General features: G+C 70.1%; 14 protein-coding genes. 11 read left to right on the top strand and 3 right to left on the bottom strand.

The genetic code is table 11. The features are described 5' to 3' along the window. Positions 1-100: 100 nt before the first annotated feature. The 7 genes from ACZ7LS_RS36320 (at position 101) to ACZ7LS_RS36290 (ending at position 8,162) form a co-directional block, all read left to right on the top strand. Complete coding sequence (locus tag ACZ7LS_RS36320; protein WP_385341692.1) at positions 101-1,585, top strand: sensor histidine kinase; 1,485 nt, start codon at positions 101-103, stop codon at positions 1,583-1,585. Between the two features lie 230 nt (positions 1,586-1,815). Further along, entirely contained in the window at positions 1,816-2,376 is a 561-nt protein-coding gene (locus ACZ7LS_RS36315; RefSeq protein WP_385136300.1) for a hypothetical protein, read from the top strand. Between the two features lie 170 nt (positions 2,377-2,546). Continuing rightward, entirely contained in the window at positions 2,547-3,563 is a 1,017-nt protein-coding gene (locus tag ACZ7LS_RS36310; RefSeq protein WP_385136298.1) for a peptidoglycan-binding protein, read from the top strand. 50 nt (positions 3,564-3,613) lie between these two features. Then, the gene (locus ACZ7LS_RS36305; RefSeq protein WP_382874243.1) at positions 3,614-4,324 is read left to right on the top strand and encodes an ABC transporter ATP-binding protein; all 711 of its coding nucleotides are present in this window, start codon (positions 3,614-3,616) and stop codon (positions 4,322-4,324) included. Then, positions 4,321-5,526 carry an ABC transporter permease gene (locus tag ACZ7LS_RS36300; protein ID WP_385136295.1) on the top strand — a complete coding sequence of 402 codons (1,206 nt, stop codon included), beginning with the start codon at positions 4,321-4,323 and terminating at the stop codon, positions 5,524-5,526. Before ACZ7LS_RS36305 ends, ACZ7LS_RS36300 begins: the two co-directional genes overlap by 4 nt. 201 nt (positions 5,527-5,727) lie before the next feature. Next, the gene (locus ACZ7LS_RS36295) at positions 5,728-7,167 is read left to right on the top strand and encodes a cytochrome ubiquinol oxidase subunit I (protein ID WP_385136293.1); all 1,440 of its coding nucleotides are present in this window, start codon (positions 5,728-5,730) and stop codon (positions 7,165-7,167) included. After that, complete coding sequence (locus ACZ7LS_RS36290; protein ID WP_382674066.1) at positions 7,164-8,162, top strand: cytochrome d ubiquinol oxidase subunit II; 999 nt, start codon at positions 7,164-7,166, stop codon at positions 8,160-8,162. The genes ACZ7LS_RS36295 and ACZ7LS_RS36290 overlap by 4 nt, the downstream gene beginning before the upstream one ends. An 81-nt stretch (positions 8,163-8,243) precedes the next feature. On the opposite strand, the gene ACZ7LS_RS36285 is transcribed toward ACZ7LS_RS36290, so the two are convergent. Then, positions 8,244-9,221 carry an alpha/beta fold hydrolase gene (locus ACZ7LS_RS36285; RefSeq protein WP_382674063.1) on the bottom strand — a complete coding sequence of 326 codons (978 nt, stop codon included), beginning with the start codon at positions 9,219-9,221 and terminating at the stop codon, positions 8,244-8,246. A 467-nt stretch (positions 9,222-9,688) separates the two neighbouring features. Here ACZ7LS_RS36285 and ACZ7LS_RS36280 point away from each other — a divergent pair, with 467 nt between their 5' ends. Beyond that, positions 9,689-10,057 carry a DUF6344 domain-containing protein gene (locus ACZ7LS_RS36280; RefSeq protein ID WP_385136289.1) on the top strand — a complete coding sequence of 123 codons (369 nt, stop codon included), beginning with the start codon at positions 9,689-9,691 and terminating at the stop codon, positions 10,055-10,057. 256 nt (positions 10,058-10,313) lie between these two features. On the opposite strand, the gene ACZ7LS_RS36275 is transcribed toward ACZ7LS_RS36280, so the two are convergent. Beyond that, positions 10,314-11,024, bottom strand: a complete 711-nt coding sequence (locus tag ACZ7LS_RS36275) for a DUF5324 family protein (RefSeq protein WP_382525233.1) — start codon at positions 11,022-11,024, stop codon at positions 10,314-10,316. Positions 11,025-11,455: 431 nt separating this feature from the next. On the opposite strand from ACZ7LS_RS36275, the gene ACZ7LS_RS36270 reads away from it, so the two are divergent. Both ACZ7LS_RS36270 and ACZ7LS_RS36265 read left to right on the top strand, forming a co-directional pair. Next, the gene (locus ACZ7LS_RS36270; RefSeq protein WP_382525231.1) at positions 11,456-11,983 is read left to right on the top strand and encodes a peptidylprolyl isomerase; all 528 of its coding nucleotides are present in this window, start codon (positions 11,456-11,458) and stop codon (positions 11,981-11,983) included. Between the two features lie 139 nt (positions 11,984-12,122). After that, entirely contained in the window at positions 12,123-13,034 is a 912-nt protein-coding gene (locus ACZ7LS_RS36265) for a rhomboid family intramembrane serine protease (protein ID WP_382674058.1), read from the top strand. Positions 13,035-13,343: 309 nt separating this feature from the next. Here the strand turns inward: ACZ7LS_RS36265 and crgA are convergent, their stop codons facing one another. Beyond that, a complete protein-coding gene (gene crgA, locus ACZ7LS_RS36260) occupies positions 13,344-13,601 on the bottom strand; it encodes a cell division protein CrgA (protein ID WP_030350948.1) in 258 nt (85 codons plus the stop codon). A gap of 142 nt (positions 13,602-13,743) precedes the next feature. On the opposite strand from crgA, the gene ACZ7LS_RS36255 reads away from it, so the two are divergent. Then, positions 13,744-14,511, top strand: a complete 768-nt coding sequence (locus ACZ7LS_RS36255; protein WP_382525228.1) for a DUF881 domain-containing protein — start codon at positions 13,744-13,746, stop codon at positions 14,509-14,511. Positions 14,512-14,612: the final 101 nt, after the last annotated feature.

The raw sequence follows: 14,612 nt of genomic DNA, 5'->3' as shown, positions 1-14,612 counted from the left end.
CCGTCTCCACCCTGCGCCGCAAGCTGGGTGAACCGGCCCTGCTGCACACGATGACCGGTGTCGGCTATTACCTGGCACCGGCCCCGTGACCACCGGCCCCGTGACCACCGGCCCCGCGAGTACTCTCCGGAGCCGGCTCACCCTCCGCACCCGGCTCACCCTCACCTACGCCGGGCTGTTCGCGGCGGCCGGTGCGGCCATGATCGGCCTGCTGTACCTGTTCATGAACTACGGGCCGACCTACGCCCCGAACCTCGTGAAGGTCCCGGTCCTGTCCGGTCCGAGCGCCGACGCGGGGAAGCGTCCCGTACCCGGTGCGGATACGGGTGCCGGCGCAGACGCGGGCGCTGCCCCCAGCCTTGGCACGGGTGCCCGCACGGAGGCGGGCGCCGTACCCACGCTCGACACCGGTGCCGGTAAGGACGACAGCGCCGCACCCCATGCCGGCGCGGCCGCAGGCGGGGAGTCCGGCACTGCCCTCAGCGGGGGCACGGGCACGGCCACTGGGGAGCGTGCTGTACCCAGTACCACCGCGGATGCCACCGCGGAGGCCGGCGCCTCACCCAGCACCGGTTCGTCGGAGGCCCGGCCGACCAAGTCGGGCATCACCACGTTCGAGGTCGCGTCCAAAGCCGACTTCCTGGACGCGTTGCTGATCTTCAGCGCCGTGGCCCTTCTCGTCCTGCTGGTGATCGCGGTGGTCCTCGGCTGGTTCGTGGCGGGGCGCATGCTGGCGCCGCTCCAGCGGATCACCGCGACCGCCCGGAGCATCGCCGGGTCCACACTGCACGAGCGGATCGCGCTGGCCGGGCCGAAGGACGAGATCAGGGAACTCGCCGACACCTTCGACGCGATGCTCCAGCGTCTGGACAAGGCGTTCCAGGCGCAGAGCCGGTTCGCGGCGAACGCCTCGCACGAGCTGCGCACCCCGCTGGCCGGTATGCGCACCCTGCTCCAGGTGGCGCTCGCCGCGCCCGGCGAGTACCGGCTGGAGGACCTGGGCCCCGACCTGCTCACCCTCAACCGGCGCTCCACCGAGATCACGGAGGCGCTGCTGGTCCTGGCCCGCGCCGACCACGGCGCGATCGCCGAGGAAACCGTCGAACTGGCCGCCCTGGCACGGGAGGTGTGTACGCAGGCGACGCCGGCGGCGGCCGAGGCGGGGGTGGCGCTGAGCGCGTCGGTGGGCCGGGGCCGGGTCCTCGGCGACCGGGTCCTGCTACGGCAGCTGGTCACCAACCTCGTCGACAACGCGGTCCGCCACAACCACCCGGGCGGAACGGTGACCGTGGCGGTGGACGAGCGGCCCGGCCAGGATGTCCGGCTCGTCGTACGCAACACCGGACGCGCGCTCAGCCGCACCGAGGCGGACCGCATCCTGGAACCGTTCCACCGCCTCGACACCCGCCAGACCAGCCGCTCGGGCCGTCCGGCGGGACACGGCCTCGGCCTCGCGATCGTGGAGTCGATCGTCCGCGCCCACAACGGAACCCTCCACGCGGAACCACTGCGGGACGGCGGCCTCGACTTCACCGTCACTCTTCCCGCCGAGGCCCTGTCCGGGGGCCGTGCTCCCACGCTCTGACGCGCCGCGCGTTCAAGGGATTTGGGCAGCATAAAGAAATCAGCAGACGGCCACGAAATACCCGTCCTGGTGTGCTGGGACCTGATCTGCCGACCCGGCTCTTTCGTCTTCCGGGGTGGCGGCTTCGTCCCTGTTCCCTGTGCGCCTTTTCCGAGCCGCACCGGTCTCCGGAGGTTCTTTTCATGCGTCCATTTGCCCGCACTCCACGCCGTCGTCTCGCCACGAGCGCGATGGTGGTGCTGCTGGCCGTCGGGGCAGCGGCCTGTGGAGGAAATTCGGAGAAACCGCCTGCCGCGTCGTCGCAAGAAGCCGGCGGGACGGGCGACGGCGCGACCGGCGGCGCTTCGGGCGGCAACACGGGCGCCGATGCGGGCGACAGCGGTGAGTCCGGCGGGGATTCCGGCATCAAGTACGCGTCGTGCATGCGGGACAACGGCGTCCAGGTGAAGGACCCGAAGCCGGGCGAGCCGCCGCGGATTCCCGCCGGTACCCCGCAGAGCGTCCTCGACAAGCTGGAGAAGGTATGCGGCAAGCTCCCCGTCGCCATGGCGGGGAGCGGCGACCCGGGTGTGAAGGAACTCGGCGAAAACCCCGACTTTGAGGCGCTCCGCCTGAAGTACATGGCATGTATGCGTAAGAACGGTTACGTGCCCCCCAAGCCGAACGCGGACGGCAGCGTGCGGCTCGAATCGAGCCCGGAGCTCAATGCGGCGCAGAAGGCGTGCAAGCGCGAGCAGGATGTGCTCGACAAGATGATCGAGGACGCCTCGTCGCAGGGCGGTGAGCGGTGAGGGATGTCGCCGAGCCGGTAGGGCCCGGGGCCGAGACCCACGGGGAGGCCGCCGAGTCCTACGGTGCGGAGGTCCGGCCCTATGGGGAGTCCGAGTCCCTCGGGGGCGGAGCGAGGGGGCGGGGGCGCGGCCGTCGGCGCGGGCGCCGCCGGCTGTTCGTCGGAGCCGCCGTGGCTCTGGTGGGCATGGCGGTCGGTGGAGGTCTGCTCTACACGCGGGCGAGCGCGCCGGAACCGTCCACCGTCGGTGAGCCGATGCCGCCCGCCACGGAGAAGGTCGTACGGGCCGATCTGGTCTCGGAGGTGCGGTCCTTCGGTGTCCTGCAATTCTTCGGTGACCGCCGGATCAAGAATCAGATGCGGGGGATCTTCACCTGGCTGCCGTCGGCGAACAGCATCATCGAGCGCGGGGAGCGCCTGTACGCGGTCGATGACATGCCGGTGTTCCTGATGCGGGGTGACCTTCCGGCCTGGCGTGAATTCAAGGACGGTATGAAGAACGGCAGGGATGTGCGCATGCTGGAGGAGAATCTGGCGGCGCTCGGTTATGTCGATTTCACTGTCGACGAGGAGTTCACGGAGAAGACCGAGGCCGCGGTGAAGCGCTGGCAGAAGAACAACGGCCTGCCGCGGAGCGGAAAGATAGAACTGGGCCGGGTGGTGTTCGCCCCCGACATCCTGCGGATCAAGAAGGCGTCCGTGCGCCCCGGTGACCCCGCAGCGGCCGGCGTCGAGGTACTCCAGGCCGGCGGTTCCCAGCAGCGGGTCACCACCGAGGTGCCGCAGGAGGCACAGAAACTCGTCGTCAAGGGCGCCAAGGTGGAGATCGAGCTGCCGGACGGCAAGCGGACACCGGGGACGGTCTCCTCCGTCGGGGCGCAGAAGCTGAACAAGGACAACGAGAAGGTCGTTCCCGTCACCGTGAAGCTCAGCTCTCCCGGGGAAGTCAAGAACGTGCAGAGCGCGGACGTCATCGTGGTGCTGAGCCGGGTGGAGGCCGAGAACGTGTACTCGGTGTCGGTCACGGCGCTCCTGCCGCTGCCGGGCGGTGGGTTCGGGGTGCAGATCGTGGAGGGCGGGAAGGTCCGCCGGGTGCAGGTGAAGACGGGTGCGTTCACCAATGGCCGGGTGGAGGTGAGCGGCCCGGGGATCTCCGAGGGCGTACGGGTGGGGGTGCCGAAGCTGTGACCGCCGTCCTGCACGACACCGCCGTCCTGCCCGTCGGTTCCGCCGAGCCCGTGGTGCGGCTGACGGATGTGGGCCGCTCCTACGGCAGTGGCGAGCACCGGGTGCACGCCCTGCGCGAGGTGACGGCCTCGGTCGCCGCGGGGGAACTGGTCGCCGTCGTCGGGCCTTCCGGGTCGGGCAAGTCGACCCTGCTCAATCTCGTCGGCACTCTGGACCGGCCCACCTCGGGCCAGGTCGTCATCGACGGGCACGATGTGGCCCGGCTCGACGACCGGGGGCTGTCGTCGCTGCGTGCCCATCGGATCGGTTTCGTCTTCCAGCACTTCCACCTCGCCGAGGGCACCCGCGCCCTCGACAACGTCGCCGACGGACTGCTGTACACGGGGCTGCCCAGGCGGCGGCGCCGGGCACGTGCCGAGGCGGCGCTGCACCGAGTGGGGCTCGGCCACCGCCTGGACCACCGGCCCCACCAGCTGTCGGGCGGCGAACGACAGCGGGTCGCCATCGCCCGCGCGGTCGTGGGCGATCCGCCGCTGCTGCTCGCGGACGAACCGACCGGCGCGCTCGACACCCGGTCCGGCGCCCTCGTGGTGGACCTGCTGCGCGAACTCCACACCTCCGGCACCACCGTCGTGATCATCACCCACGACACCGGGCTGGCCGCGAGCCTGCCCCGCCGGCTCCTCATGCGGGACGGACAACTCGTCGACGACATCCGCGAGGCACCGCCCGGTACGGGCGCGGACGGGGCGACCGTATGAGCGGCCGTGCGAACCTCGCGCCGTCCCGTCTGCGCGGCGGCGATCTCTTCCGGCTCGGTGCCAACGGGCTCCGGACGCGTCCGCTGCGCGCGGTGCTCTCCGCCGCCGGCATCGCCATCGGGATCGCCGCGATGATCGCCGTCCTGGGGATCTCCACCTCCAGCCAGGCACACCTGGACGCCGAACTGGACAAACTCGGTACCAACCTCCTGACCATCGCCCCAGGTCAGGACCCCATGACGGGGGAGCAGGCCCCCCTTCCCGAGACCGCCGTGGACACGGTCGCCCGCGCCGACGGCGTCGACTCCGTCAGCTCGACCGGCGAGGTCAAGGACATCGGTGCCTACCGCAACGCGCGGGTGGATCCCGCCGAGACGAACGCGCTGACCGTCCTCGCCGTCGACGGGAACCTGGTCACGACCCTGCGCGCCACCCTGGCCAGGGGCGGCTGGCTGGACCGGGCGCCCGACCGCTACCCCACGACCGTGCTCGGCCACCGGGCCGCCTACCGGCTCGGAGTGACCCACCCGGGCGAGCAAGTGTGGATCGGCGACCGCTACTTCACCGTCCTCGGCGTCCTCGACCCGGTACCGCTCGCACAGGATCTGGACTCCGCCGTCCTGGTCAACGGAGCGGCCGCCAAGCGGTATCTCGGCTTCGACGGCCGCCCCACCATGGTGTACGAGCGCTCTCCCGACCCTCTCGTCGAGAGCGTCCGCGGGCTGCTGCCCCGTGCCGTCGACCCCGAGAACCCGCAGAATGTCGCCGTCAGCCGCCCCTCCGACGCGCTGAAGGCGCGCCAGGCGGCCGAGGCGTCCTTCACCGGCCTGCTCGTCGGACTCGGCGGGGTGGCCCTGCTCGTCGGCGGTATCGGAGTGGCCAACACCATGGTCATCACCGTCATCGAACGACGCAGGGAGATCGGTCTGCGACGCGCCCTCGGCGCGGCCCGCCGGCACATCACCCGGCAGTTTCTGGTCGAGGCCCTGCTGCTGTCCACCCTGGGCGGACTGGGCGGGGCCGCGCTCGGCGCCGCCGTCACCGCCGGATACGCCCTCAGCCAGGGCTGGCCCACCGCGATCCCCCTCGTGGCACCCGTGGGCGGGGTCGCCTCGACGATGGTGATCGGCGCGATCGCCGGACTCTACCCGGCGCTGCGGGCCGCGCGCACCCCCCCGACCGTGGCACTGGCCGCTGCCTGACCCGCCCACAGATCCCGCCCTGTCCGCCCCTGTCCGTGCTGAGGCCGGTGACCGTCAAGGGACCGGTCACCGGCCTCAGCACCGGGCCGCGTACCCGGCGCGGCCGGCCTCCTGCGCTCCCCGTCGTCCGAACGGGTGGCTTCGGTGTCCGGTCCGTGTCTCCGGGGCCGCGAGTCCGGCGGGCGCGTGAAGGATGCGGGGATGCCGTACTCACCTGATGCTGCCGGGGTCCTGCTTCAGGTTCTGGCTTCGGCTGACGATCCGCCTCAACTGCTGCCCGCCCGGGAGCAGATGGCGTTCACTCTGGGCTTCCACATCATTCTCGTGCCGTTCGGCGTGGCTCTCACGGCCCTCATGCTCATCGCCAACTACCGCGGTCTGCGCCGGGGTGACGACCAGGCCCTGCTGCTCGCGCAGCGCTGGTCGAAGGTGGCGGCCGTGCTGTTCGCCGTGGGAGCCGTCACCGGTACCGTGCTCAGCTTCGAACTCGGCATCCTGTGGCCGGGGCTGATGGGGCGCTACGGCGCCGCCTTCGGCTTCCCCTTCGCGATCGAAGGCATCTTCTTCTTCCTGGAAGCGATCTTCGTCTCGATCTATATCTACGGCTGGAAGCGGCTTCCTCCCTGGACGCACTTCTGGACGGGCGTGCCCGTCGTCCTGGCGAGCATCGGTGGCACCTGCGCGGTCGTGGCGGCGAACAGCTGGATGAACCAGCCCGGCGGCATCACGATGCGGGACGGGCGCCTGGTGGAGGTCCGTCCGGCGGGCGTGTTCTTCAACGGCGCCTTCTGGTTCGAGAGCATCCACATGCTGCTGGCGGCGTATATCGTCGCCGGTTTCTCGGTGGCGGGGGTCTACGCCGTCGGAATGCTGAAGGGGCGCCGCGACGCCTACCACCGGCTCGGGTTCCTCATCGGTTTCACCGTGGCCGCCGTCGCCATACCCGTGCAGATCTTCGTCGGCGACATCGTCGCCCGTCAGGTGTTCCACAGCGAGCCGGCGAAGTTCGCCGCCATCGAACTCCTCCCCACCACCGGGAACCATGTCCCGGAGACACTCGCCGGCGTACTGATCGACGGCGAGGTCCGCTACGGCCTCCCCGTGCCCGACATGGCCTCGCTGCTCGCCGGTTTCAGCCCGTCCACCGAGATCCGCGGACTCGACGCCATCCCCGCCGCGGTGCGGCCCGAGGACACGGCGGTGAGCATCGTCCATCTGGCCTTCGACATCATGGTCGGTACGGCGTTCGCGCTGCTCGCTCTCGCCCTCTGGTTCGCGTGGCTGTGGTGGCGCCGACGGGAGGTGCCGGCCAACCGCCTGTTCCTGTGGTGCGTCGCCGCCAGCGGAGCCGTCGCGGTGCTGTGCCTGGAGAGCGGCTGGGTGGTCACCGAGGTCGGACGGCAGCCGTGGACGGTCAGGGGCCTGCTGCTGACCAAGGACGCCGTGGCGACCCACGGCAATCTCTGGCCGTTCTTCGCCGCGGCCCTGGCCATCTACCTCGCGGTGGGAACGGGCGCCGTCCTCGTCCTGCGGTCCCTGACACGACGGTGGAGAGACGAGGGCGACGACACGGTCGACGTCCCCTACGGCCCCGAGCGGCCGCTCGCCGGCACCCACCCGGGAGAGAGCGGGCCGGCATGAGCGATGCCATCGCGGTCATCCTGTTCGTCGGCGTCATCGCCTACGCGCTCTTCGGCGGAGCCGACTTCGGCGCCGGGTTCTGGGACCTGACCGGCGGCGGAGCGGCGCGTGGCAGCCGGTCCCGCCATCTGATCGACCTGACGGTCGGGCCTGTCTGGGAGGCCAACCACACCTGGCTGATCTACTGCCTCGTCGTGCTGTGGAGCGGCTTCCCCGTGGCCTTCGCCGCCATCACCACCACGCTGTACATCCCCCTGGGACTGGCCGCGCTCGGCATCGTGCTGCGCGGGGCGGGCTTCGCCTTCCGCAAGGAGTCGATGCGTACCCCGGAGCAGCGGGTCTACGGCGCGTTCTTCGCGCTGTCCTCGGTGGTCACCCCGTACTGCTTCGGCAGCCTGGCCGGAGCGATCGCGTCCGGACGGGTACCGTCCGGCGGGCAGGGCGATCCCCTCGGCAGCTGGCTCAACCCGACGTCCGTGCTCGGTGGAGTACTGGCGATCCTGGTCTGCGCCTACCTGGCCGCGGTGTTTCTGACCGCCGCCGCGCGGCAGAACCGGAGCCCGGCACTCGAAGCGTGGTTCAGCCGGCGCGCGCTGCTCGCCGGAGCCGCCACCGGCCTGGTCAGCCTGGCCGGGATCTTCGTGCTCCGGGCCGACTCGCCGCGGCTGTTCCACGAGTTGAGCCACCGCGGACTGCCGCTGCTCATCATCTCCGCCCTGAGCGGCCTGGCCGCTCTCTTCCTGCTCAAGACCGGAAGAGCCGGCGCGCTGCGCATGCTGGCGGCCCTGGCGGTGGCCGCCGTCGTCTGCGGATGGGGGGTCGCGCAGTACCCGTACCTGCTGGGCACGCACCTGAGCATCTCCGAAGCCGCCTCGCCCACGCCGACCCTGTGGGTGCTCGTGGGCGTCGCCGGCGCCGCCGTGCTCCTCATCGTGCCGTCCCTGGCGTTCCTGTACGTCCTGCACAACCGCGGCAGACTGGGGACGAGGGAGTAACCCCCTCCCGAGCTGCCCGAAAGCGGTTCGGAGGGGCGGTCCGGGTCCGGGTTCGGGGCGGCTCGGCGAGGCGCTCCCGGCTCAGCGGTCGCGCGCCTCGTGTCTGCGTACGGCCACGATCAGGCCCACGCCCGCGACGATCGCGCCGACGCCGATGAGGCCGGTGGCGCTCGTCGTACTGCCCGTCGTGGCCAGGGACGGGGTGCCGGAGGCCTCGGTGCGTATGGCGTCGAGGATGAGGCTGGTGACGGTGCCGGGGTGGGAGATCATCGCCACGTGCGAGGAGTTCACCTCGATGGTGTGGGAGCCCGACCTTTTGGCCTCGAAGCGCTCCAGATCCGGGGCTATCGCCCGGTCCTTGGTGGCGACCAGGAACCACGACGGGATGGACTTCCAGGCGGCGCCGCGGGCCTTCTCGGTGAAGGCCGTGGCGCTGATCGGGCGCTGGGTGGCGGACATCTGCGCGGCGGTGGACGCCGCGAGGTCCGCGGCGAAGACCTGGTGGAACTTGTCGGGCTTGATGTACAGATCGGTGCCCGTCGTGCCGTCACCGTCCTGGAACGGCACCTGTCTGAGCGCCGGATTCAGCTCGCTGCCGCGGAACTTCGCGCCGAGCGCCCCGAGCGTCTCCCCCTTGTCGGGCATGAACGCCGAGATGTAGACGAGCGCCTTGACGTTGCGGTTGCCGGCGGCGGCCTCGCCGATCACCGCACCGCCGTAGGAATGGCCGGCGAGGATGATCGGTCCCTTGACGCTCTTGAGGACGCTGGCGATGTAGGCGGAGTCACTGGCCAGCCCGCGCAGCGGGTTCGCGGGGGCTATGACGGGATAGCCGTCGCGCTGCAGCCGCTCCACCACCCCGTCCCATCCGGATGCGTCGGCGAACGCGCCGTGCACCAGCACCACGGTCGGCTTGGCTATGCCGCCACCGCCCGAACCGGTGGGCGCGCCACCGGCGATGGCGGGCGCGGGCGCGGCGAGCGCCGCCACGGAGCACACGGAGGCGAGGGCGGCGAAGGGCCGCGAACGTATGAGCTCTCGGGACAGACGCAGCGTCATGGCGTTCTCTCTCTTTCTCTTCTGCCGGGAAGGGGCGGCCGAGCGGCGGGCCGAGGGCGGGTCGAGCGGCGGTCCCGGCATCAGCTTTTCCGGTTTGTGCCGATACGGCGCGCCCTGAGCGGCAGGCGGGTGATCCGCGAGGCCGGGCATGCGGTTGGCCCCGCGCGGCGGCGAACGTTCCGGGTGGCGGCGGGGCGGAAGTCGTGCCTCGGCCGGAGAAGAGGGCGGCGCTGAGCCGCCGGAAGGCCGCTGACGTGCGCTTGTACGTGTCGGCCGGCGGCGCGGAAGCACTGCTTCAGACGCGGCTTCCAGCGCGCTCCACCCCGCGGTTACACGGGGTCGGTTGGACCGTACGAGTGGTGTTCATCCGAAGAACTGCCGGACGGCGGCGTAGCTCCCTGGATTCTCAAGATGCGTCCACATCATAAGGAAGGTATGTAAACCGCCCAACCCGAAAGCGAGGGGTCATGGCCGCCTTCAAGGTCAAGAAACTGTGGACTGTCTTCATCACCGCGTTCTTCGCGGTGCTCGCCTCCCTGGGGCTGACCGCCCCGGCCGCCGCCGCCGGCAACGCCGTGCAGCAGCCGGCCGAGCAGCCCGCGCCGGCACCCGCCGCCGCGCACCACGTCACCGAGGCCACTCCGGCCAGGGCGACCGTACCCAGGTCGCTGCCACGCGGCCGGTCGCTGCCGCCCACGATCAAGCAGCGTATCCACGCGGAAGCGCACGGCTCGTCACCTACGGTCCGTCATCTGCCGGCCGCGCCGAGCGAAGCCGATGCCCGCGCGGCGCAGGTGAGCGCGTACGCCGCCGACGCGGCACTCGTCGCGGCATGAGGCGCCGGGAACCCCGCGGTCTCCCGGCGCCCCTCACCTTCGGTGCGCCCGTCGCCGAACCCCGTACGCCGGTGGCGCGACGAGGACGACGCGGACAGCGAGAGCGCGGACTGTACGAACAGCGAGAGCGCGAACAACGAGAACGCGAACTGTATGAGCGCGGACGGCGAGAGCGCGGACGACAAGGACTACAGGCGCGGCGAGTGCCACGCCCGGTCTGTGATCTCCGCGGGTCGGATCTCCGTGGGCCGCGCGATCAGGGGCGGTCGTCCCGGTCGTTCTCCGACGCCTCGGCCTCGGCCTGCTTCGCCTGGACCTCCGGATCCAGCGGATCGACCACATGGCTGCCGTCCACGGACGTCAGCGGACCACGCTCCGAGACCTCGGTAGCGGCCGGCGGCTCCACGAGCCAGTCCGGATTCGCCTGCTTGTCCCACCACTTCCAGGCGGCGAAAGCCCCACCGGCCAGCACGCCGAGGACCGCCAGGCCCCTGGCCACCCGGCCGGCCCTGGCCCGCCGCTCATGCTTCCTCACCAGCTTCTGGATCTCTTTCGCCGTGACCTGTCCGCGCAGTGCGGCCAGGGCGGCCGCGGAACGTGCCGCGGCCTGTCCGGCCACCGGCCGTGCGGTGGCCACCGCCTGGTTCACGCGTGGCACTGTGTAATCCGCCGCCTGACGGGCGGCCTGACGAGTGCCCACCGCGGCGCGGTGAGCGACTTCATCGACCTTTGGGGGTACCCGGGGCGCCACATGGGCGCCGTACTGAACACGAGCCTGCTGAGCGGCCTTCGATACTGTCGGCGCGAGCCGTACACGCGCCTCGCGGGCGTAGAGCGCGGCCTGTTCCTTGGCCAGAGCGGCCTGTTCCTTGGCCGAACCGGCGTAAGGGGCCACCGCTTCCGCGGCGTGCTGCACGCTCTCCTTGGCCGAACCGGTAGCGGCGCGCACGCTGTCCATGCGGGTCACAGGATCATCCTCCTCGGTGGCGTTCCGTATTTCGCCTATCCACCCTTTTCGAGATCATGCCTGCTGGGCTCGGTCTCGGCATGCGCTGCGGGCATCCGGGTCATGAAAGGCGACGCGGGTGATGCCCGGACATCGCGGCCCTCTCCGTATATTTTCGTACGTACTGTTCGTGCGTACTGTTTCGTACGTAGTGCTGGATGACGATGTCGCGCTTCCCTCCAGCATGCGCGGGTTCCGGCGTGACCACACCGCCTTCTCCGCGACCGCTCGCTTCCGGCTGCCCTGAACTCTTCCGTCTTCCACCGCCTCCATCCGGCCCCGAAACCGCACCAAGACGGGCGTAAAGCCCGTTCGAGGGCAGCGGCCGGGCGGCGATCGCGCCTTCCGTGCGAGGATCGTGAGAGTCAGAGAAGACTTACGGAAGGCAGATCGTGGCCGAGCAGCTTTACGCCACCCTGAAGACCAACCACGGCGACATCGAGGTCCGGCTCCTGCCGAACCACGCGCCGAAGACGGTCAAGAACTTTGTCGAGCTCGCGCAGGGCGAGCGGGAGTGGGTCAACCCCGAGACCGGTCAGAAGACCACGGACAGGCTGTACGACGGCACGGTCTTCCACCGTGTGATCAGCGGCTTCATGATCCAGGGCGGGGACCCGCTGGGCAACGGCACCGGTGGCCCCGGCTACCAGTTCGAGGACGAGTTCCACCCGGACCTCTCCTTCGACAAGCCGTACCTGCTGGCGATGGCCAACGCGGGCCCGGGCACCAACGGCTCGCAGTTCTTCATCACCCTGGCGCCGACCTCCTGGCTGAACCGCAAGCACACCATCTTCGGTGAGGTCACCAACGAGGCCGGCAAGAAGGTCGTGGACGCCATCGGCGGCACGCAGACCAACCCGCGCACCGACCGCCCGCTGCAGGAGGTCGTGATCGAATCGGTCGTCGTCGAGACGCGCTGACCGCTCGCGCACTGTTCGGTTTCCCGGTGTCCGGGGAACCTCCCGCCCTGCCCGTCCGTAGTGGTTACATACCGGACGGGCGGGGCGGTGCGCTGTGCGTGCCGGGCACCGTCCGCCGTCACGAGGACCGAGGGGACCGATGGACCACCCGCCAGGCGGCCACGGAGGCCAGGACCAGCCTGCCGTCACCGAGGGCACGCCCAGCTGTTACCGGCATCCGGACCGGGAGACGGGCATACGCTGCACGCGCTGCGAGCGCCCCATCTGCCCCGAGTGCATGATCAGTGCTTCTGTGGGCTTCCAGTGCCCGGAATGTGTCCGGCAAGGTTCGGGTACGGGGCACGGAGCGACCGCCAACCGGCCGCGCACCCTCGCAGGCGGCGCCGTCGCGGCCGACCCCCGGCTGATCACCAAGATCCTGCTGGGCATCAATGCCGCGGTGTTCGTCGCCGTTCTCGCGGTGGGCGACCGGCATCGGCTCGTCGAGGATCTCGACCTCATCGGTTACGCCTACAGCCCCGGTCTGGGCCGGGTCGTCGGCGTCGCGGACGGTGAGTGGTACCGGCTGGTCACCGCCATGTTCCTGCACCAGGAGATCTGGCACATCGCCTTCAACATGCTCGGGCTGTGGTGGCTCGGCGGGCCGCTGGAGGCGGCGCTCGGCCGCGTCCGTTTCCTGGCGCTCTATCTGCTCTCCGGACTGGCCGGCAGCGCCCTCACGTATCTCATCGCCGCACCGAACCAGCCCTCGCTGGGCGCGTCCGGCGCGGTCTTCGGGCTCCTCGGCGCGACCGTCGTCCTGATGCGGCGGCTCAACTACGACATGCGGCCGGTCCTCGTCCTGCTGGCACTGAACCTGCTCTTCACCTTCACCTGGTCCAACATCGCCTGGGAGGCGCATGTCGGCGGGCTGGTGGCGGGCGTGGTGGTCGCCATAGGGATGGTGCACGCGCCCCGCGAACGGCGGGCTCTCGTGCAGTACGGGACGTGCGCGCTGGTGCTGGTGGCCACGGTCGTGACCATCGTGGCCAGAACCGCCTCACTCACCTGAGCCGGCTGATCCGGCTGAGCCGACTGCCGGGCACCTGAGCGTGACCTGTTGAGGACGGCCCGTACTCCACAGTTGTCCACAGTGTGTGGCGGATCTTGTGCATCCTGTGGGGAACGTGCGTGCCCCTTGTCGCTGATGTGGGTTTGACCAGGAGCGACAAGGGGCGAGCGCGTCATCAGAATGGCGGATGCAGTCACACCGGCGTCAACGTCCCGTGGAGTTATCCACAGATCGTCTGACCTTTTCCCCTGCTGTGGACAACGCTGTGGATAAGTAGGGGCGGAGCTTGACGGCGGGGTGGTGGACCCGCTACTTCCACTGGGTCGAGACACCGAAGCCGGCGGCGATGAAGCCGAACCCGACCACGATGTTCCAGTTCCCGAAGCTCTGCAGCGGAAGATCGCCCTCGGTCACATAGAAGACGACGATCCAGGCCAGACCGATCAGGAACAGGGCGAGCATGACCGGGGCCACCCAGCTCCGATTGGTCAGCTTGAGGTTGACCGTCTGCTTCGCGGCCGGAGGCGGCGTGAACTCGGCCTTCTTGCGGATACGTGACTTCGGCACGAGGGACTCTCCTGTCGATGCGCTGCGTGACCGCGCAGGGGGACTGAAACGGTGTGCCGGGGCGGAGAGCAGGGGGAACACCGCCGCCCCCGGGCGTCCGTTAGCGTAGTGCTTCCGCGGCGCCTAAGGAGATAAGGGTACGTTGAGCAATTCCGCCGACTCTCCCCCAGGGCCGGTCCGCCGACCGAACAGGCGGCCCGTCCGGCTGCTCACGGCTGCCGTCTTCGCCCTCGCCGGGCTGATCTTCGTGACCAGCTTCAACACGGCCAAGGGCACCAACATCCGTACGGACACCTCGCTGCTCAAGCTCTCCGATCTGATCCACGAGCGCGACCGCAAGAACGCCGAACTGGGCGACGCCAACGCGGCGGTACGGCATGACATCGACGCCCTCGTCAGCCGCGACCACGGCACCACCGCGGCCGAGGAAGCCAGGCTGAACGCCCTGGAAAAGGCGGCGGGTACCAAGAAGGTCACGGGTCAGGGACTCACCGTCACGCTCGACGACGCCCCGCCGAACGCCACGGCCAACCCCGGCTATCCCGAGCCCCAGCCCAATGACCTCGTCATCCACCAGCAGGATCTGCAGGCCGTCGTCAACGCCCTGTGGAAGGGCGGTGCCGAAGGCATCCGCGTCATGGACCAGCGGCTGATCTCCACCAGCGCCGTGCGGTGCGTGGGGAACACGCTGATCCTCCAGGGCCGCGTCTACTCGCCGCCCTACAAGATCACCGCTGTTGGTGACCAGGACAAGCTCCGCAAGGCGCTCACCGACTCCCCGGCGATCCAGAACTACCAGCTGTACGTCAAGGCGTACGGCCTCGGCTGGAAGGTCGACGAGCGCGACAAGCAGACGCTGCCCGGCTACACGGGCACGGTGGATCTGCACTACGCGAAGCCGGCCGGGTAGCGCGCGCCTCCGGCGCCTGTGACGAAGAGCAATCCCCGAACCTCTGTGCAGCTGTCCGATGAACCGCCCATGTGTCGGTGGAGCCCTTTACTCTGGTGCCG

The sequence above is a fragment of the Streptomyces sp. NPDC039430 genome (assembly GCF_055639435.1).
The sequence above is the reverse complement of the archived record's forward strand: the minus strand, read 5'-3'. Positions and strand labels throughout refer to the sequence as shown.

Excerpts from the sequence above, each read along its gene's own strand:
- ACZ7LS_RS36300 (WP_385136295.1), top strand. The coding sequence starts at position 4,321 with ATGAGCGGCCGTGCGAACCTCGCGCCGTCCCGTCTGCGCGGCGGCGAT.
- ACZ7LS_RS36265 (WP_382674058.1), top strand. The coding sequence starts at position 12,123 with ATGGACCACCCGCCAGGCGGCCACGGAGGCCAGGACCAGCCTGCCGTC.
- ACZ7LS_RS36290 (WP_382674066.1), top strand. The coding sequence starts at position 7,164 with ATGAGCGATGCCATCGCGGTCATCCTGTTCGTCGGCGTCATCGCCTAC.
- ACZ7LS_RS36315 (WP_385136300.1), top strand. The coding sequence starts at position 1,816 with ATGGTGGTGCTGCTGGCCGTCGGGGCAGCGGCCTGTGGAGGAAATTCG.
- ACZ7LS_RS36280 (WP_385136289.1), top strand. The coding sequence starts at position 9,689 with ATGGCCGCCTTCAAGGTCAAGAAACTGTGGACTGTCTTCATCACCGCG.
- ACZ7LS_RS36285 (WP_382674063.1), bottom strand. The coding sequence starts at position 9,221 with ATGACGCTGCGTCTGTCCCGAGAGCTCATACGTTCGCGGCCCTTCGCC.
- ACZ7LS_RS36295 (WP_385136293.1), top strand. The coding sequence starts at position 5,728 with ATGCCGTACTCACCTGATGCTGCCGGGGTCCTGCTTCAGGTTCTGGCT.